Annotated in this window: 18 protein-coding genes; 6 read left to right on the forward strand and 12 right to left on the reverse strand. The window is 62.9% G+C overall.

Annotated features, from left to right (window positions below; genetic code table 11):
* The 9 genes from ADADOO_RS06840 to ADADOO_RS06880 all read right to left on the reverse strand — a co-directional run.
* Positions 1–202 (reverse strand): PLP-dependent transferase (locus tag ADADOO_RS06840; RefSeq protein ID WP_511276135.1); only part of this gene is annotated, 202 nt, incomplete at its 3' end.
* A 60-nt stretch (positions 203–262) separates the two neighbouring features.
* Positions 263–2,188, reverse strand: coding sequence for a bifunctional tRNA (5-methylaminomethyl-2-thiouridine)(34)-methyltransferase MnmC2/FAD-dependent 5-carboxymethylaminomethyl-2-thiouridine(34) oxidoreductase MnmC1 (gene mnmC, locus ADADOO_RS06845; RefSeq protein ID WP_511276137.1), 1,926 nt, complete (start codon positions 2,186–2,188; stop codon positions 263–265).
* The gene (locus ADADOO_RS06850; RefSeq protein ID WP_511276139.1) at positions 2,188–2,682 is read right to left on the reverse strand and encodes a hypothetical protein; all 495 of its coding nucleotides are present in this window, start codon (positions 2,680–2,682) and stop codon (positions 2,188–2,190) included. Before ADADOO_RS06850 ends, mnmC begins: the two co-directional genes overlap by 1 nt.
* A 122-nt stretch (positions 2,683–2,804) precedes the next feature.
* Positions 2,805–4,310, reverse strand: a complete 1,506-nt coding sequence (gene lysS, locus ADADOO_RS06855) for a lysine--tRNA ligase (RefSeq protein ID WP_511276140.1) — start codon at positions 4,308–4,310, stop codon at positions 2,805–2,807.
* A 228-nt stretch (positions 4,311–4,538) separates the two neighbouring features.
* Positions 4,539–4,871: a hypothetical protein gene (locus ADADOO_RS06860; protein WP_511276141.1), complete on the reverse strand. Its 333-nt coding sequence runs from the start codon at positions 4,869–4,871 to the stop codon at positions 4,539–4,541.
* Between the two features lie 16 nt (positions 4,872–4,887).
* Positions 4,888–5,550 carry a peptide-methionine (S)-S-oxide reductase MsrA gene (gene msrA / locus ADADOO_RS06865; protein WP_511276143.1) on the reverse strand — a complete coding sequence of 221 codons (663 nt, stop codon included), beginning with the start codon at positions 5,548–5,550 and terminating at the stop codon, positions 4,888–4,890.
* Positions 5,551–5,668: 118 nt separating this feature from the next.
* On the reverse strand, positions 5,669–5,932 hold the full coding sequence (locus ADADOO_RS06870) for a pentapeptide MXKDX repeat protein (protein ID WP_511276145.1): 264 nt from the start codon (positions 5,930–5,932) through the stop codon (positions 5,669–5,671).
* Between the two features lie 70 nt (positions 5,933–6,002).
* Positions 6,003–6,791, reverse strand: coding sequence for a molybdopterin-binding protein (locus ADADOO_RS06875; RefSeq protein ID WP_511276147.1), 789 nt, complete (start codon positions 6,789–6,791; stop codon positions 6,003–6,005).
* 12 nt (positions 6,792–6,803) lie between these two features.
* On the reverse strand, positions 6,804–7,400 hold the full coding sequence (locus ADADOO_RS06880; RefSeq protein WP_511276149.1) for a cytochrome b/b6 domain-containing protein: 597 nt from the start codon (positions 7,398–7,400) through the stop codon (positions 6,804–6,806).
* A gap of 146 nt (positions 7,401–7,546) precedes the next feature.
* On the opposite strand from ADADOO_RS06880, the gene ADADOO_RS06885 reads away from it, so the two are divergent.
* The 5 genes from ADADOO_RS06885 (at position 7,547) to ADADOO_RS06905 (ending at position 11,629) form a co-directional block, all read left to right on the forward strand.
* Positions 7,547–8,119, forward strand: a complete 573-nt coding sequence (locus ADADOO_RS06885; RefSeq protein WP_511276150.1) for a sigma-70 family RNA polymerase sigma factor — start codon at positions 7,547–7,549, stop codon at positions 8,117–8,119.
* Complete coding sequence (locus ADADOO_RS06890; RefSeq protein ID WP_511276152.1) at positions 8,116–8,757, forward strand: NrsF family protein; 642 nt, start codon at positions 8,116–8,118, stop codon at positions 8,755–8,757. Before ADADOO_RS06885 ends, ADADOO_RS06890 begins: the two co-directional genes overlap by 4 nt.
* A gap of 198 nt (positions 8,758–8,955) precedes the next feature.
* Positions 8,956–9,894, forward strand: a complete 939-nt coding sequence (locus ADADOO_RS06895; protein WP_511276154.1) for a nucleoside recognition domain-containing protein — start codon at positions 8,956–8,958, stop codon at positions 9,892–9,894.
* On the forward strand, positions 9,891–10,241 hold the full coding sequence (locus tag ADADOO_RS06900) for a hypothetical protein (RefSeq protein WP_511276155.1): 351 nt from the start codon (positions 9,891–9,893) through the stop codon (positions 10,239–10,241). Before ADADOO_RS06895 ends, ADADOO_RS06900 begins: the two co-directional genes overlap by 4 nt.
* 206 nt (positions 10,242–10,447) lie before the next feature.
* Positions 10,448–11,629, forward strand: a complete 1,182-nt coding sequence (locus ADADOO_RS06905) for an acetylornithine transaminase (protein ID WP_511276157.1) — start codon at positions 10,448–10,450, stop codon at positions 11,627–11,629.
* A gap of 152 nt (positions 11,630–11,781) precedes the next feature.
* On the opposite strand, the gene ADADOO_RS06910 is transcribed toward ADADOO_RS06905, so the two are convergent.
* The 3 genes from ADADOO_RS06910 to prfB form a co-directional block, all read right to left on the reverse strand.
* A complete protein-coding gene (locus ADADOO_RS06910) occupies positions 11,782–12,138 on the reverse strand; it encodes a cupin domain-containing protein (RefSeq protein WP_511276159.1) in 357 nt (118 codons plus the stop codon).
* A gap of 5 nt (positions 12,139–12,143) precedes the next feature.
* A complete protein-coding gene (locus ADADOO_RS06915; protein ID WP_511276160.1) occupies positions 12,144–13,391 on the reverse strand; it encodes a hypothetical protein in 1,248 nt (415 codons plus the stop codon).
* Positions 13,392–13,409: 18 nt separating this feature from the next.
* Positions 13,410–14,514, reverse strand: a protein-coding gene (prfB, locus tag ADADOO_RS06920; protein ID WP_511276162.1) for a peptide chain release factor 2 whose coding sequence is annotated in 2 segments (ribosomal slippage) — positions 13,410–14,432 and positions 14,434–14,514 — 1,104 coding nt in all. Because the reading frame shifts where the segments join, the coding sequence is not laid out codon by codon here.
* 205 nt (positions 14,515–14,719) lie between these two features.
* Between prfB and nifJ the strand changes: the two genes are divergently transcribed.
* Positions 14,720–17,850 (forward strand): pyruvate:ferredoxin (flavodoxin) oxidoreductase (gene nifJ / locus ADADOO_RS06925; RefSeq protein WP_511276164.1); only part of this gene is annotated, 3,131 nt, incomplete at its 3' end.

Raw genomic sequence — 17,850 nt, forward strand, 5'->3', positions numbered from 1 at the left:
CCGGCCTTAGCTTATTCCTGCCCGGTGGCTGTCCAAACGACCGGGACCACCGCATGCCGGCGACCTTGAGGTCGAACAGGTCGGCGCCGTGCTGGGTGCTGTCGAAGGCGTAGGAGGTCGTCTGGTAGATGGGGACGGCGACGGCCTTGGTCGTCGGGTCGGGCGAATAGCCGCCATGGACGGCGATGGTTTCGATCTTCATGCGTGTCTCTCTCTTTGTTTTTGCGGGTAAAAATACGAAGTTTAGCAGGCGTTGTCCGCCCTACGTGCCGCGCTCATCATCGGCGCCCGATTGGCGCGCCGCCTTGATCATGAAGCGGCCGGGGTCGAGGGCATCGACGAGGTCGCGCTCCAGCGGCAGCGGTTCGCCTTCGATCTGGCTGAGCAGCAGGTCGGCCATCAGCGCCGACCATACGATGCCGCGCGCACCAAAGCCCTGGACACACCACAGGCCGGGCAGGCGCGGGATGTTGTGCAGCCGCGTGTTGGGTGTGGCGGCCAGGGTATCCGGCACGGCGCCGACGATGGGCAGGCGGTCCGGCGACATCGGGCGGAAGCCGACGCGGCCGTGCAGCGCGGCCGGGTCGAGGCCGGCGGCGAAGTCGGGCAGGGTCAGGCGCAGGCGGGCCAGGTTGTCGGCGTGGTCGGATTCGCGCTCGGCTGCTTCGTCGTCTTCGTAGGATAGCGAGGCGCCGATCAGCTGCGTGCCGTCGATGGCCGGAACGGCGTAGCCGACCTGGAAGAGCACGGCCTTGAGCGGCAGGCTGGCGACCGCTGGCAGATGGCTGACCTGGCCGCGGCCGGAACGTTGGGGGAGCCAGGCGAATTGCTCGAAATTGGGGGCGGCGGCACCGCTGGCCATGACCAGGACCGGGGCTTCGGCCAGAATGTTGCCGGCTGCATCAAGCGCTTGCCATTCCGTTTTTGGCCGCGTTTTTACCTGATTTATCCGGTTGACCGTAGCATTGAAGCGGGTCGTGATTTTTTCGGGAAAAGCAGCCAGTGCGGCCTGGCAAACCGAGGGCGGTTGGACCCAGCCGCCATTCGGGAACCACCAGCCGCCGATAGTCACCGGTTGGCCGAGCAATTGGCTGGCTTCTTCCCTGTCGACGAACCGGAGGAGCTCGGGCGGCAGGCCGAGTTGTTCGACGGCGCGCTTTTGCTGCGCTTCGTGCTCCGCTTCGCGCGCCAGATGCAGTACGCCGCAGGGCGACCAGCGAGCGCCGGGCAGGCCGGCGAGCAGGGCGCGAGTGGCGAGGAAGCCGGCGCGGGTCAGGCGTGACAGGCGGTTGTCGTCGGCGCTGGGCAGCGGACGCAGCATGCCGGCCAGGTTACTTGAGGCGCCGGTGGCCGGGGCGGCGGCCTGCTCGAGCACGGTAACCTGCCAGCCGGCGGCGGCCAGCGCGTAGGCCGTGGTGCTGCCGGCAATGCCGGCGCCGATGACGATGGCCCGGCGATCGCTCGGCGCGAGGTGACGATCCGGCCGGCGCGAACGGAAGCGGCCGACCAGCATCTGCCGCTTGCCGGCAAAGCCGGGGCGCTTTTCGACGTCGAATTCGGCGTCTTTCAGCGCTTGGCGGACGTGCCCGGCAACCGACCAGGTGGCCAGCGTGGCGCCCGGTGCGGTCAGCCGGGCGAGGCCTTTGCAGAATTGCGGCGACCACAGTTCGGGGTTTTTGGCGGGCGAAAAGCCGTCGAGAAAGAAAGCGTCGACTGAGGCGTCGACGGCGCGCAGATGGGTCGTGGCGTCGCCGAAGAGCAGGGTCAGCGTAACCTGGCCGCCGGCAAAGTGCAGGCGATGCAGACCGGGGACCAGCGGCGGCCAGTGTTTTTGCAGCGCCGCCGCGAGGTCGCCGAATTCCGGCCAGGCTTGCTGGCAGGTGACGAGGTCTGCCACGGTCAACGGGAATTTTTCGCAGGAAATGAAATGCAGGCGCCGGCAGTGCTGCGGGTCGGCGCGCCAGGCTTGCCAGGTGGCGAGGAAGTTCAGCCCGGTGCCGAAGCCGGTTTCGAGAATGACGAAACGGTCGCGCCCCTGCCAGCGTTGCGGCAGTTCGTTGCCGCCGAGAAAAACATGCCGGGCCTGCGTCGGGCCGCCGTGGGCGGAGTGATAGACATCGTCGAAAGCAGCCGAATAGGGCGTGCCATGGGCGACGAATTCAAGCTTGGCGGGCTGCAGTTTTTGCACTAATGCAGGCGCGAGTAACGGTCTAAGTTTGGCGGTGTGCTCGCTGTTGCCGGGGCATCGTCGAGCCCCAGATTCCATTGCGCGTGCTCGGCGCCGGCGCGCAGCATGGCGCACAGGGTTTGCAGCAGATCGCCATCGAGCGCAAGTTGGAAGCTGCGTTCCCGGCCTTCGCGGAAACTCAGGTTAAACGTGCCGTCGCTCAGGGTGTCGACCTTGACTTCACTGCTAAGTAGGGGCGTCGAACCGAGCGGAAAGGTGGCGTTTTGGTCGGAAAAAAGCTCGTCAAAGTTGACCGCGTCGTCGCCGGGAAGATCGCCAACAATTGGCGTTGCAGCCGACTGCTTCCCAGCCAGCCGCGACAGGTGCGGCCATAGTTCGCGCAAGAAACGCCGGGTCAGCCAGATCCGGTATTCCTCGTCGTCCTGCGTCGAGATGCGCAGAAGCAGACGATCCTGCAGTTGGTCGCAAGCGACTTGAAGCTGACGAATTTGCATCAGAAATTACCGGGAAAACCCGATGCGTGAGCGAGCGCAGCCAAATCAAGGCGCCGACGGCCGCCGCATAGCAAGCTATGCAAGGTCGTCGGCAACGTCGAGTTGGCAAGCGCAGCCACGCATCACTCGGGGCGCATGGAGGGGAACAGGATGACATCGCGAATGGCGGCAGCGTCGGTGAGCAGCATGATCAGCCGATCGATGCCGATGCCGCAACCGCCAGTCGGCGGCAGCCCGTATTCCAGCGCGCGGATGAAATCGGCGTCGTAATACATCGCTTCCTCATCGCCGGCATCCTTGGCCTTCATTTGCTCCTGGAAGCGCGCCGCCTGGTCTTCGGCATCGTTCAGCTCGGAGAACCCGTTGGCAATTTCCCGGCCGACGATGAACAGCTCGAAACGCTCGGTAATTTCCGGATCGGTATCCGAGGCACGGGCCAGCGGCGAGACTTCAACCGGATAGTCGATGATGAAGGTCGGTTCCCAGCACTGCGCTTCGGCGCAGGCTTCGAACAACTGCAGTTGCAGGCTGCCAAGGCCGCCCGGCTTGACCGGCTCGCCAAAGGCCTTGATCTTGGCCTTGAGAAACTCGGCATCGGCCAATTCGGCGTTGGTGAATTCCGGATGCTGACGCTGGATGGCCTGGCAGATGGTCAGGCGATGGAAGGGCTTGGAGAGGTCGAGTTCGCGGCCCTGGTAAATGAAGACCTCCTTGCCCAGAGCTTCGTGCGCAGCGTGGCGGAGCAGGCCTTCGGTGAAGTCCATCAGCGTGTGGTAGTTGGCATAGGCCTCGTAGAATTCCATCATCGTGAATTCCGGGTTGTGCCGCGGGCTCAAGCCTTCATTGCGGAAATTACGGTTGATTTCGAAAACTTTTTCAAAACCGCCGACGACGAGGCGTTTAAGGTACAGCTCCGGGGCGATACGCAGGAACTGCTGCATGTCGAGCGCGTTGTGATGGGTGACGAAAGGCTTGGCCGAGGCGCCGCCGGGGATCGGGTGCATCATCGGCGTTTCGACTTCCATGAAGCCGTGGCCGGTCATGTAGTTGCGGATCGAGGCGACGATGGCCGAACGGGCACGGAAGGTGAAGCGGGTTTCCTCGTTCATGATCAGGTCGACGTAACGCTGGCGATACTTCATTTCCTGGTCGGCCAGGCCGTGGAACTTGTCGGGCAGTGGGCGCAGCGACTTGGTCAGCAGGCGGATTTCGGCGGCCTGAATGGATAGTTCGCCAGTCTTGGTCTTCATCAGGATGCCGCGCACGCCGATGATGTCGCCCAGGTCCCAGGTCTTGAAATCAGCGTAAACCGCTTCGCCAACGCGGTCGCGCGTCACGTAAATCTGGATGCGGCCCGACAGATCCTGGATGGTGGCAAATGATGCCTTGCCCATGACCCGCTTGAGCATCAGGCGGCCGGCGACCTTGACCTCAATCGGCAGCGCTTCGAGTTCCTCGGCTGATTTCTCGCCATAGCCCTCGATCACCTTGGCCGCCGTGTTCTCGCGCTGGAAGTCGTTCGGGAAGGCTTTCCCGGACTTTCGCCACTCGGCCAGTTTGGCGCGACGCTCGGCGATGAGCTGGTTTTCGTCCTGCTGGACCGGGGCTTGCTGTTCGGGGTTGGACATGAAGAATCCTTGGGAAAATGGGAGGCGCTGTGGGCAAATGCCAAGAACCTTTGATTTTCGCCGATTTTGGCTATTGGGGACAAGGTTGGTTGCGCTTGTTTCGGTTGGATTTTCGGTGTCGCAGCCGATTAAATCCTTCAGCAACAATTGGACTGCCAGCGACCAATGGTGAGGGGATGTCACGGGCGCTCGCCGTCTATCAATTGGCGCTACAGCCAGTACCCTCAATCAGGCATAGACGTTGACCAGGCTGCCGACGCCGTTGGCAGGCGATGCCGAGTCGACAGCTGCCGCGCTGTTGAGTGCCTCATTTTGATTGGGGCGAAGCCGGCTGGCGTCCTGTTTTGACAGCTCGGCAGCTTCCATGCGGTGTTTGACAGCGCCGATCTTTCCCGCGATTTCGGCGATCTTGGCCTTCCCCTCGGTGGTTTTGCACGACGGGCAGTTTTCCCAACTGGCAAGCTCCGCCTCATATCTCGCCAGCTGGGCTCGCAGATTGGTAGCGGAACTCACTGCCGATGCCTGAGTCGTCGGCAATGAACCTGCGACAGGGCCAAGCATGCGACTTTCCGCGAGCCTATTGATACAGATCCGGAAACCGGCGCCGGAGATGCTCGATCTTGGGCAGGTCGTTGATCACGATGTAGGGTTGGCTGGGGTGCAGGGCCAGATAGTTCTGGTGATACGGTTCAGCGGGATGAAACTGCTGCAGCGCAGCGATTTGTGTAACGACGGGTTTGCCAAAAGTGCGCTCCGCGGTCAGCTTTTTGAGCTGCTCGGTTGCCGCTTTTTGCTGCTCGGGATCGGTGAAGAAAATCGCCGAACGATATTGGCTGCCGACATCCGGACCTTGGCGGTTGAGTTGTGTCGGGTCATGGGCGACGAAAAAGAACACGTGCAGCAACTGCTGATACGAAACCTGCGCCGGATTGAAACGAACGCGAACAGCTTCGGCATGGCCCGTCCGGCCACGGCTGACCGCATCGTAACTGGCCTTGTCGGCAGCGCCGCCGGCATATCCGGATTCGACGCCGGCGACGCCCTTGACGTGCTTGAACACCGCATCGACGCCCCAGAAACAGCCGCCGGCAAAAACTGCGGTCTGCAAGCTTGTCGTCGGGTTATCCGCCTTGCTTTCGGCAATCGCCGAAGCGCCATGGACGGGGATCAATAGGGCAAGGACCAGTCTGGCAAGCAGTACCAGCCGGCCCGTTTTTGTCGAACGGGATAGAAAGGTCATGATTCACTCCTGATTCACCGTGCCTGGCCAGCCGGCCAGTATCGTTTTGTGTACGGCGGACTGGCTTGCCAGGACGTCGATGGGGCCAGCTTGCGGCGCTGTACCCCACCATTGGCGACTACTTCTTCATTTCGTCCTTCATCATCCCATCTTTGGCCATGCCGTCTTTCTTCATGGCGTCCTTCTTCATCCCATCCTTGGCCATGGCATCTTTTTTCATGCCGTCTTTGGCCATATGGTCCTTGTCCATTGGCTTCTTCATGCCATCCTTGGCCATGCCGTCGGTGGCCATGGCGTCTTTTTTCATCATGTCGTCGGCGAAAGCGGTACTGCCGGCAAGCATCAAACAGGCGGCGAAAATGCTGGAAATGATCGTTTTCATGGTGGACTCCGTTGTGGTTGGTAAATCGTGGCAGGAATGCCGGTTATTCAGGGCTGTTGTGCGCAATCGCTCAACTGCCGCCGAACCAGTTGTACCCCTGGTCTTCCCAGTAGCCCCCGGGGTAGGTGTTGGTGACAAAAATGGCTTGAATGTGTTTCGGGTTCTTGTAGCCGAGCTTGGTTGGCATGCGCAGCTTCATCGGAAAGCCGTAACGCGGCGGTAAGGGCTGGCTGTCATAAGTCAGCGTCAGCAGCGTTTGCGGATGCAGGGCGGTCGGCATGTCGATGCTGGTGTAGTAGTCATCAGCGCATTTGAAGCCGACATATTTGGCGCTCAGATCGGCGCCGACCCGACGCAAGAAATCGGCGAAGGGCACACCGCCCCATTGGCCGATGGCACTCCAGCCCTCGACGCAGATATGGCGGGTGATCTGCTCGGCCTGCGGCATGGCGCGTAACTCGGCCAGCGTCCAGGCGTGCTTGTCGGCGACCATGCCGGTGACTTCCAGGCGATAGCTTTCCTCGTCTACTTCGCGGATCTCGTCCTCGCCGTAGTAGGCGTTGAACGGGAAGGGGCGGGTGATCATCGAATCCGGATAGGTCGGGGCCAGGCGGTTGGGGTCGAATAGCCAAGCCTGGACCGTGTCGTTGAAGCGGGAGACTGTCATCAGCGCGTTCTCGACGCTGCTTTCATCGACCAGGCTGCAACCGCTGAGCAGCGACAGACCGCCCAGGCTCAGCGAGCGTTGCAGAAAGGCGCGCCGGGTCGGCTGGTCAAGGCGACGAGCGATCTCCTTCGTTGCGTCCTTGAGTACGAGGTCGCCATCGATGGCGAGTTGCCGGGAAGGTTTCCTGATCATGTCGATTGCTCTCTAACGGCCGCGGATCATGGCCAGCAGCGTGCGGGGAACCAGCGCCACCATGAGCAGATGAATGCCGGCGAAGGCGACCAGCGCGGCCATCGCCAGGAAATGTTCGCGGCGCGCCGCTTCGTAACCGCCGAGCAGTTCGCGCAAAATGGGGAACTGCACCGATTTCCAGAGGACCAGGCCGGACAGCACGAGCAGTACCGAATCGACCATCACGAACAAATAGGCGGCGCGTTGCACCATGTTGTAGTGGCTCAAATCGGCATGCGACAAGCTGCCTTTCAGGGCGGCCAGCATATCGGCGAAAAAGGCGCGCGGCGATAGCGGGAAGAATTTATGCCACAGGCGTACACTGATGACATTGCCGGCCAGGTAGACCAGGCCGTTGCCGACGAGCAGCCACATCGCGGCGAAATGCCACTGAATGGCACCGCCCAGCCAGCCACCCAGCGTAATCTCCCGGGGAATTTCCAAGGCGAAAAAGGGCGACGCGTCATAGATGCGCCAGCCGCTGGTTGCCAGAATGACGATGGCGAGCGCATTGATCCAATGCGTCAGGCGCACCCAGAGTGGGTGAATGAGATTGGTGTCGTTGGCCATTGCTTGCCTCTTGGCGAGGTCCCTTTTGCTGTTGTGTCTGCAAGGTAGTTCGGGCGGAGGTGGCGATTGGTTACAAGCTGGGGCAATATTTGTTTTCCCGTGACGGCAGCAGGTATTTTTCCCGGCTGATGTAACCAAAGGCATCAATGCAACGAATAAACAGAGAAGCAGGGTTTCGTGCCAGGGAAGATCGCCTGAAGGATCTGCTGGTGCGCGGTCTTGCCGGCGACAACGCCGCCTATCAGGTGTTTTTGACGGAATTGAGTGCGCATCTGCGCGCCTTCCTGCGCAGACGCCTGGTCAGTTTGCCAGACGAAATTGAGGATCTCGTGCAGGAAACGCTCCTTGCCGTCCATAACCAGCGCCATACCTACGATAGCGCTCAGCCGTTGTCGGCCTGGGTGCAGGCCATTGCCCGCTACAAGCTGGTCGATCTGTTCCGGCGGCGGGCCGGGCATGAGATGTTGAACGATCCGCTGGAGGAGGACATGGAACTATTCACCACGGCCGATTCGGATGCCGCCGAGGCGCGACGGGATCTGAACAAGTTGCTGGCCGACCTGCCCGACCAGCTTCGCCTGCCGATCATGCACACCAAGCTGGAAGGATTGTCAGTTAGGGAAGCAGCCGAAATGACCGGCATGTCGGAGTCAGCCATCAAGGTTGGCGTCCATCGAGGCCTGAAGGCACTCGCAGCAAAGATACGAGGCATCACATGAAAACTGAAGATCTGATCACCCTGCTGGCAACCGGCGCCGGAGCCGTCGCGCAACCGCCTGCGGCACAGCGCTACGTGGTTGCCGTCGGCTGGGGCGCGGCGGGTGCCACCCTACTCATGCTCCTGCTGCTGCAGGTCCGCCAGGATCTCGGTCAAGCGCTCCTGCTGCCGATGTTCTGGGTCAAGGTCGGGTTTGTCGCCAGTCTTGCCGCCGGCAGCCTGTTTGCCGCGCTCCGCCTGTCGCGGCCGGGGGCGGAGCTTAACTGGGTGCCGGTCGCGCTCGCTCTCCCCGTCCTTGGCATCTGGGCCATTGCCGCCTTCACCTTGATCGAGGCCGAACCGATCGAGCGCTCGAAGCTGTTTTATGGCGATACCTGGAAATCCTGCCCCTTGCTGATTGCACTGCTCTCGGTTCCGGTGTTTGCCGCCGTGCTGCGCACCATGCAGGACCTGGCGCCAACCCGGCCGCGACTGGCTGGATTCGCCGCCGGCCTGCTTTCCGGCTCGGTTGCCGCCGTCGTTTATTGTCTGCATTGCCCTGAAATGGGGGCGCCGTTCATTGCCTTCTGGTATCTCCTGGGGGCGCTGATTCCGGCGGGTGTCGGTGCCTTGCTCGGAAACTCCGTTCTGCGCTGGTAGCTGGCGTTTGGCGGCGTATCGGCGGGGGCAAAACCGGAATTCGATTTTGCAGTTGGCTTGGCCGGCTCGCCGCGGGCGTTAGCGGGATTTCATTTTTGGGCCTTTTTTCCGGTTGACCGTGGGACATGCGTCCGCCAGCCAGGCGGAAGCCCAAGCCGAAAGAACAAGCAACATTGGCCAATGCCATAATCCGCCCCTATGGAAATCCTCATCGAGATCATCCTCAAGGCTGGCCGTTCCGCCGTCGAGCTGGCCTTCTTTGTCCTGCTCCCGGTCATGGTCGTCATGCTCTCGCTCATGCGCCTGCTCGAAGCGCGCGGTGTGCTCGATTGGGTCGTCGCCCGTCTCGCCCCACTGCTCAAGCCGGTTGGCCTGACCGGGCTGAGCGTCTTTGCCGCCGTGCAGATCAATTTCGTGAGCTTCGCTGCCCCGATGGCGACGCTGACCATGATGGAACAGCGCGGCGCCTCCGACCGCCACATCGCCGCCACGCTGGCCATGGTTTTCGCCATGGCGCAGGCCAACGCAGCGCTGCCGATGATGACCATGGGCCTCGATCTGGCGCTGACCCTGACGTATTCGCTGATCGGCGGCCTGACCGCGGCCGCGGCGACTTATTACCTGTTCGGCCGAGCGCTATCGAACAGCGAAAGCCGGCTCGACGAAACGCTGCATCATCCGGTCGCCGAGAGCGCCAAGGGCGTGCTCGATGTGATCAACCGGGCCGGGGCCGAGGCGTTCAAGCTTTCCGTCGGGGCCATTCCGATGCTCGTGCTGTCGCTGGTTGTCGTCACCGCGTTGCGCAGCGGTGGCGCCATTGATGCGCTGACCCGCCTGCTGGCGCCGGCGTTGACCGCCGCTTCGATCGATAGCGCGCTGATCCTGCCGACGCTGACCAAATACATGGCCGGCGGCACGGCGATGATGGGGGTCATGGACGACATGCGCAAAGCCGGCCAGATCAGCGTCGAATTGCTCAACGCCAGCGCCGGCTTCCTGATTTCACCCTTCGATCTGCCCGGTGTCGCCGTGCTGATTTCTGCCGGGCCGCGCATCGCGGCGGTGTGGAAACCGGCCGCCCTCGGTGCTTGTATCGGTATCGCAGTACGCACTGTCGGACATATACTCGCCGTATGAACCGACGACAATTGACCCGCTTGACCCTGGCTGTCGCTGCCGGCCTGATGATGGCCAGCGCCTCGGCGTCCGTGAACCTCCTCGGTTTCGACGACATGTCCTGCGCCGCATGGACCAAATCGAAGGATGACCCCGACCAGCGCGCCGCCTACGTCGTCTGGGTGCGCGGCTTTTTGTCCGGGCACAACTACGCGTTACCGAACCAGCAGGTTTCGAGTTTTTCGAGCAGCACGCTGGAATTGAAACTGAATCAATACTGCAGCCGGAATCCGACGGGTCAGATCAGCGATGCGGCCATGCGCATGAGCGATGAGCTTTCGGGGCGCAATCAGCCGATCCGGAAATAGCGGGCACTCGCGCGATCTTTTGCGCTGGCAACACCGGTGAACGCCAGCCTAGGTTACTTCAAACGAACTTTTGCAAGTGCAGGGATTTCACTCCGACCATTTACCTTGGCGGCGCTCCTGGCCGATTGGCGAGCTCGATACAGCCGCGCGTAATTCAGTAATATCGCGGGCTTAGCATTCCAGCACTCTTTCACGGAAAACCGACCATGCAATACCACGCCGGCAACACCGATTCCCTGATGAGCATCACTAACCGTCCCGACCTCGTTTTCGAGCGCGGCGAAGGGTCGTGGCTTTACGACCATCAGGGCAAGGCTTATCTCGACTTCATCCAGGGTTGGGCGGTGAATACGCTCGGGCACTGCCCGCCGGAAATCGCTGCGGCGCTGGCCGCCCAGGCCGGCAAGCTGATCAACCCGAGCCCGGCTTTCTACAACGGGCCGATGATCGAACTGGCCGGCCTGCTCACGGCCAATTCGGTGTTCGACCGCGTCTTCTTCGCCAACACCGGCGCCGAAGCCAACGAGGGGGCGATCAAGCTGGCCCGCAAATGGGGCCGCCTGCACAAGGACGGCGCCTACGAGATCATCACCTTCGGCCATTCCTTCCACGGGCGCACGCTGGCGACCATGTCGGCTTCCGGCAAGGCGGGCTGGGACACGATCTATGCGCCGCAGGTGGCGGGCTTCCCGAAGGCGACTTACAACGACATTGCTACGGTCAACGAGAAAATCGGGCCAAAAACGGTGGCCGTCATGCTCGAACCGGTGCAGGGCGAGGGCGGGGTGATCCCGGCCGACATCGAATTTCTCAAGGCGCTGCGCGAGCTGACCACGGCACGCGGCATCCTGCTTATCGTCGATGAAGTGCAGACCGGCATGGGCCGCACTGGCAAGCTGTTTGCCTACGAACACGCCGGCATCGCGCCGGACATCATGACGCTGGCCAAGGGCATCGGCGGCGGCGTGCCGCTGGCGGCGCTGCTCGCCCGCGAGGAAATCTGCTGCTTCGAGCCGGGCGATCAGGGCGGCACCTACAACGGCAACCCGCTGATGACGGCGGTTGGCGCGGCGGTGCTCAAGCGCCTGCTGGCGCCGGGTTTCCTGGCTGGCGTCGAGGCGCGCGGGCAATATCTGTCGAAGCGCCTGCGCGAACTGTCGGCCAAACATGGCTTGCCGGGCGAACGCGGTTCCGGCCTGTTGCGCGCCTTGGTGCTGGCTGATGAGCGCGGCCCCGACATCGTCCGCCGGGCGCTTGAGGGCGGACCGACAGGCCTGCTCCTCAACTCGCCGCGCCCCAATCTGCTGCGCTTCATGCCGGCGCTGAATGTGACCGAGGCCGAGATCGACCAGATGATTACCATGCTCGACGCCCTGCTGCAGGGCTGAATCATGAGTCAGCCCGCGCCCCGGAACACCCGGAGCGGGCGCTCGGGCGGGGCGGTGCCATCTCGGCGATGCTCGATTTCGCCGTGATCTCCACGCGGAAGCCTTGACGGTGGCTTAGCGAACAGCCACGACGAGGTTTGTTTTCCGGATACTTATTTCTCGGCCGCGTAATGAACGGCCAGCCAGACCGTCGGCTGCTTGGGGTCTGTCCATTCCACCCGGTGCCGGCGATGCGGGGCGATGTCGATGAAATCGCCGGGATTGAGCCGGACAGGTTCCGGCGTATCTTCGAAACGCAGCCTTGCTTGGCCTTGCAAAACCACCACCCATTCGCCCTCGGGCTGGTCGTACCAGAAGCCCTCCGGGCTGCACTGGCCAGTGGAAACAATGCGTTCAATACGCAGGCCGGGGCGGTTGAGCAGATTTGAAAATTGCTCATTATTTCCGGTTGACCGCGCCCCGAAGGAAGTCCCCTTGGGGGATGGAAGATCGGCAAACAGGTTGTCCATCATCGTCACTCCGGTGTGTAGAGTGGCACGGCGTCAAGGCGGCGTTCGATTTCTGCCGTCAGTTGCCGATAGGCCGGGCTGCTCGTGTTGCCGAACTGGCGCTGGAAGTCGGCGGCGCTGATCGATTCCGGCAGGTCGCTGATCTGCGGAATGAGATCGCGGTCAGCGAAGTCCCGTTTTAGCAGTGCATCCAGCCGCCCATCCCGGCGGCCCAGCAACTCGCCAAAACGCGTGCCGGCCCGGTCGGCGGCCAGGTCGGCAAACGAAAAGCCGCTACCGTGGCGGGCATCGGCCATTTCCTTGTAGACGCCGATGGCGTCGGCCACCGGTTCGCCGGCCCAGGCGGCGAGGGTGGCGGAGACGACGAAATGCTGCGCACTGTCATTGCGGCCGGCCAGCATCAGCGCGACCGGACGAAGCTGCGGCCAGCTTCGCGCTTCGGGAATCAGCGAGGCGATATTTTTCTCGGCGAGGTAAACGCCAAGGACAAGCAGCGCGGCGCGGCGGTTTTCGTGCTGATCGGTGCCGTCGATGTCGAGCACGGCGCGCAGGACGTTGACCAGCGGCACCGGTCGGCCCGGCGCGTGGTGGTCGAGCAGGGCGGCCAGCGATTCATGGGCGGAGCGGATGCGAACCAGGTCATCCGGTTTGAAAGCGCTGGCGCGGGCGCGGTCGAGCAGGGCCGGTTCCCAGACGTAGGCGACGACGATGCGCTGGAAGCGCGGTTCGAAGCTCAGTTCGCGCACTGCCCGGCGGGCCAGCGTCCATTCCTGGCCGTAGCCGGCGGCCTGGATCGCTGTGGCGAGAAGGGATTCAATCAGGCTTGGCGGAATCGGCAGGCTGCCGAGCGCGGCGGCGATGATCTTCGGTTCGCCTTTTCCTTCGCGAAAAGTGGCGCGCAAATTGAGGTAAGGCGCGCTAGGTAGTAGCGGAACACGCGCGCTGATGCGGATTTCAGCCGTTTTTTCACCGAGCATCAAGGCGCCGCGGCCATGCAGGCTGCGGCTGGCCAGATAGTTGATGCCATCGTCGATCAACGCGGCGGGAATGGCGGTCCGGCGCGCCTCGCCCGATTGCAGACGGCGCGGGTCGTTGGTGTGGAACAGCCAGCGGGCCTGATTGACGGCGGCCTGCGAAATGGTTTCGCTGCGCTCGACCAGCGGTTTGTTGTCGAGCGCCAGCAGCAACAGCCCGCCGGCGGCCAACCCGAGCAGAAGCAGCGTGCCGACCAACCAGCCGAGGAGGCGAGTCATGGCTGACTCACCGCCGTCTTAGACGCCCTGTTTCAGGCTGGCCTCGATGAACGGATCGAGGTCGCCATCGAGCACGCCCTGGGTGTTGCCGGTTTCGTGGTTGGTGCGCAGATCCTTGATCCGCGACTGGTCGAGCACGTAGGAGCGGATCTGGTGGCCCCAGCCGATGTCGGACTTGGCATCTTCGAGCTTCTGTTGCTCGGCCTGTTGCTTGCGCAGTTCGAACTCGTAGATGCGGGCACGCAGCATTTGCCAGGCTTCATCGCGGTTGCGGTGCTGCGAGCGGTCGTTCTGGCACTGGACGACGATGCCGGTCGGCAGGTGAGTCAGCCGCACGGCCGAGTCGGTCTTGTTGATGTGCTGGCCGCCGGCGCCGGAGGCGCGGTAGGTGTCGGTACGCACGTCGGCCGGGTTGATGTTGATCTCGATCGAGTCGTCGACTTCCGGGAAGACGAAAACCGAAGTAAACGACGTGTGGCGGCGGGCGGCGGAGTCGAAGGGCGATTTGCGGACCAGGCGGTGGATGCCGGTTTCGGTACGCAGCGTGCCGTAGGCGTAGTCGCCGGTGAACTTGACGGTGGCGCTCTTCAGACCAGCGACATCGCCTTCGGATTCTTCCATGACTTCCACGGTGAACCCTTTTTTCTCGCCATATTTCAAATACATGCGCAGCAGCATCGAGGCCCAGTCCTGGGCTTCGGTGCCGCCGGCGCCGGCCTGGATTTCGAGGAAGCAGGGCATCGGGTCGGACGGGTTGTTGAACATGCGGCGGAATTCGAGGGCGGCAACCTTGGCTTCGAGCTTGGCGTTGTCGGCCTCGACGGACAGCAGGGTGTCTTCGTCGCCGTCATCCTTGCCCATGGCGAACAGTTCGCGACCGTCGTTGATGCCGGTGTCGACTTCTTCGAGCACGAGCACGATGTTTTCCAGCGATTTTTTTTCCCGCCCGAGTTCCTGGGCGCGCTTGGCGTCATCCCAGATCTTCGGATCTTCCATCTCCTGCGTCAGGAGGGTCAGGCGCTCGCGTTTCTGATCGTAGTCAAAGATACCTCCGCAGCTCGGCGGCGCGCTGCGCCAGATCGTCGAGCTTGTTGGAGATGCTGTTGATGTGTTCGGCTTCCATGATGGGGCGTCCAGATACTTGAAAACCAGCCATTATAAAGGTTTAGGGCGGGGCATCGCGCGGCGTTTTGGGACACAATATTTTTCCTGCCGAATGGCATAAGTGCTTGCAGGGCGGGCGTAGAATGGGCTTGCTGCATCGCAACAAAAAGAATGAGGGGAAGCCCCTCTCCGTGGGCGGTGCGCTTTTCAGGGCTGGACTGAACATGAACAAAATGCTGACCATCGACGGTAACGAAGCCGTCGCCAACGTGGCTTACCGCGTTTCCGAAGTGATCGCCATTTACCCGATCACGCCCTCGTCCGGCATGGGCGAGCTGTCCGACGAATGGGCGGCGCAGGGCAAAACCAATGTCTGGGACTGCGTGCCGCGCGTCGTCGAGCTGCAGTCCGAAGGCGGCGCCGCCGGCACTGTCCACGGCGCCCTGCAGGCCGGCGCGCTGGCGACGACTTTCACGGCGTCGCAGGGCTTGCTGCTGATGATCCCCAACATGTACAAGATCGCCGGCGAACTGACGCCGACGGTTTTTCATGTCGCCGCCCGTACCGTCGCGACGCACGCACTGTCGATTTTCGGCGACCATTCCGACGTGATGGCGACGCGCGGCACCGGCTTCGCGCTGCTCTCGTCGAACTCGGTGCAGGAGGCGCAGGATATGGCGGCCATCGCCTCGGCCGCGACGCTGGCCGGCCGGTTGCCGGTGCTGCATTTCTTCGACGGCTTCCGAACCTCGCACGAGGTGGCCAAGATTGCTACGGTCGACGACGAAATATTGCGGGAAATGCTGCCGCCGGCGCTGATTGCCGCCCATCGCCAGCGCGCCTTGTCGCCGGAACACCCCGTGTTGCGCGGCAGTTCGCAGAATCCTGACGTCTTTTTCCAGGCCCGCGAAGCGCAGAACCCGTGGTTCGATGCCTTCCCGGTCATCGTCCAGCAGGCCATGGACCAGTACGGCGAACTGACCGGGCGGCACTACCAGCTGTTCGATTACGTTGGCGCGCCCGATGCCGAGCGCGTCATCGTCATGATGGGTTCGGGGGCGGAAACCGCGCAGGAAACCGTCGACCACCTCAACCGGCGGGGCGAGAAGGTCGGTCTGCTCAAGGTTCGCCTCTACCGGCCGTGGGCGCCGGAGGCCCTGCTCGCTGCCTTGCCGGCGACGACCAAGGCAATTGCCGTACTCGACCGCTGCAAGGAGCCGGGCGCCGACGGCGAGCCGCTGTTCAAGGATGTATTAGTCGCCCTGGCCGAAGATGCCGGCAGCGAGTCGCCGCGTTTTGCGACCATGCCGAAAGTGCTCGGCGGGCGTTACGGGCTGGCCTCGAAGGAATTCACGCCGGCTATGGTTTTTGCCGTTTTTTTCCGGTTGACCGTGGGAATGGGCAAACGCCATTTCACCGTCGGCATCAACGACGACGTAACCCACCTTTCGTTGCCCACCGACCCGGCTTTCCGCACCGACGCCGTGCGCGAAACCTTTGGCGCCGTGTTCTACGGCCTGGGCTCGGACGGCACCGTCTCGGCCAACAAGAATTCGATCAAGATCATCGGCGACGAAACCGATCTGCACGCCCAGGGCTATTTCGTCTATGACTCCAAGAAGTCGGGCGCAATGACCGTCTCGCACCTGCGCTTCGGGCCGCAGCCGATTCGTTCGACCTACCTGACCGGCGAGGGCGACGCCCGATTCGTCGCCTGCCACCAGCCGCTCTTCCTCGAAACCCACGACTTGCTGGTTCACGCCGCGCCGGGCGCCGTTTTCCTGCTCAACACGCCGGTGCCGGCCGACAAGGTGTGGGCGACACTGCCGGCCGCCATGCAGCAGCAGATGATCGCCAAGCGCATCCGCTTTCACGTCATCGACGCCTACCAGGTCGCCCTCGAAGCCGACCTGGGGCGGCGCATCAACACGGTCATGCAGACCTGTTTCTTTGCCATTTCCGGCATCTTGCCGCAGGACGAGGCCATCGCCGCGATCAAGCATGCTGTCGAAAAGACCTACGGCCGCAAGGGCCGGCGCATCGCCGAACTGAATTACCGGGCCATCGACATGACGCTGGTTTGTCTGCATGAAGTGCCGGTGCCCGCCGAGTTCGCCACCGCCGAAATTCGTGTCAGCCAGCGCACCGTCCAGCAAGCCTCCGAGTTTGTTCGCAAGCTGACCCTGCCGATGATCGCCGGCAAGGGCGACAGCCTGCCGGTCTCCCTGTTTCCGGCCGACGGCACCTTCCCGACCGGCACCGCCAAGTACGAAAAGCGCAATCTGGCCCTCGAAATCCCGGTCCTCGAAACCGACTTGTGCACCCAGTGCGGCAAGTGCGTTTTCGTCTGCCCGCATTCGGCCATCCGCGCCAAGGCCTTCCCGCCCGAGCTGGTTGCCGAGGCGCCGGCGACCTTCAAGACCATGGCCATCCGCAGCAAGGATTACCCGGCCGGCTGGAAGATGAGCTACCAGGTGGCGCCCGAGGATTGCACCGGCTGCACGCTGTGCGTCGAGGTCTGCCCGATCCGCGACAAATCCAACGTCTCGCGCAAGGCGCTCAACATGGCCGAGCAGGCGCCATTGCGCGCGCCGGAAGCCGAGAACTGGGACTTTTTCCTCAAGCTGCCCGACTACGACCGCACCGTTGCCAAGCGCAACACCATTCCCGGCTCGATGCTGTTGCAGCCGATGTTCGAGTTTTCCGGCGCCTGCGTCGGCTGCGGCGAAACGCCCTACATCCGGCTCGCCACGCAGCTCTTCGGCGACCGCATGGTGGTCGCCAATGCCACCGGCTGCTCGTCGATCTACGGCGGTAACCTGCCGGCTACGCCGTACACCACCGACGCCAACGGCCGCGGCCCGGCCTGGAGCAATTCGCTGTTCGAGGACAACGCCGAATTCGGCCTCGGCATGCGGATCGGCACCAACAAGCTGGGCGATGCGGCACGCGGGCAATTGCGCGCCATGGCGCTGGAAATCGGCGACGGCCCGGTGCAGGCGCTGCTTGACGCCGACCAGACAAGCGAAGCCGGCATTCACGAGCAACGCGAACGGGTGGCACAACTGCAGGCGAAATTGTCGGCGATTGGCACGCCCGCTGCCGCCCAGCTCGCCGCCGTCGCCGAATACCTCATCCGGCGCAGCGTGTGGATTATTGGCGGTGATGGCTGGGCCTACGACATCGGTTTCGGCGGCCTTGACCACGTACTGTCGTCGGGTGAGGACGTCAATATTCTCGTCCTCGACACTGAGGTCTACTCCAACACCGGCGGGCAGAATTCCAAGGCCACGCCACGCGGCGCCGTCGCCAAGTTCGCAGCCGGCGGCCAGCCCAACCGCAAGAAGGATCTGGC

The sequence above is a fragment of the Azonexus sp. genome (assembly GCF_036170495.1).
Classification (GTDB): Bacteria; Pseudomonadota; Gammaproteobacteria; order Burkholderiales; family Rhodocyclaceae; genus Azonexus.

Bases quoted from the DNA above. Each gene is read 5' to 3' on its own strand.
- ADADOO_RS06910 (WP_511276159.1), bottom strand. From the start codon at position 12,138: ATGGACAACCTGTTTGCCGATCTTCCATCCCCCAAGGGGACTTCCTTC.
- lysS (WP_511276140.1), bottom strand. From the start codon at position 4,310: ATGTCCAACCCCGAACAGCAAGCCCCGGTCCAGCAGGACGAAAACCAG.
- ADADOO_RS06905 (WP_511276157.1), top strand. From the start codon at position 10,448: ATGCAATACCACGCCGGCAACACCGATTCCCTGATGAGCATCACTAAC.
- ADADOO_RS06850 (WP_511276139.1), bottom strand. From the start codon at position 2,682: ATGCAAATTCGTCAGCTTCAAGTCGCTTGCGACCAACTGCAGGATCGT.
- ADADOO_RS06875 (WP_511276147.1), bottom strand. From the start codon at position 6,791: ATGATCAGGAAACCTTCCCGGCAACTCGCCATCGATGGCGACCTCGTA.
- ADADOO_RS06895 (WP_511276154.1), top strand. From the start codon at position 8,956: ATGGAAATCCTCATCGAGATCATCCTCAAGGCTGGCCGTTCCGCCGTC.
- ADADOO_RS06870 (WP_511276145.1), bottom strand. From the start codon at position 5,932: ATGAAAACGATCATTTCCAGCATTTTCGCCGCCTGTTTGATGCTTGCC.
- ADADOO_RS06885 (WP_511276150.1), top strand. From the start codon at position 7,547: ATGCAACGAATAAACAGAGAAGCAGGGTTTCGTGCCAGGGAAGATCGC.
- ADADOO_RS06860 (WP_511276141.1), bottom strand. From the start codon at position 4,871: ATGCTTGGCCCTGTCGCAGGTTCATTGCCGACGACTCAGGCATCGGCA.
- ADADOO_RS06890 (WP_511276152.1), top strand. From the start codon at position 8,116: ATGAAAACTGAAGATCTGATCACCCTGCTGGCAACCGGCGCCGGAGCC.
- ADADOO_RS06915 (WP_511276160.1), bottom strand. From the start codon at position 13,391: ATGACTCGCCTCCTCGGCTGGTTGGTCGGCACGCTGCTTCTGCTCGGG.
- msrA (WP_511276143.1), bottom strand. From the start codon at position 5,550: ATGACCTTTCTATCCCGTTCGACAAAAACGGGCCGGCTGGTACTGCTT.
- ADADOO_RS06900 (WP_511276155.1), top strand. From the start codon at position 9,891: ATGAACCGACGACAATTGACCCGCTTGACCCTGGCTGTCGCTGCCGGC.
- ADADOO_RS06880 (WP_511276149.1), bottom strand. From the start codon at position 7,400: ATGGCCAACGACACCAATCTCATTCACCCACTCTGGGTGCGCCTGACG.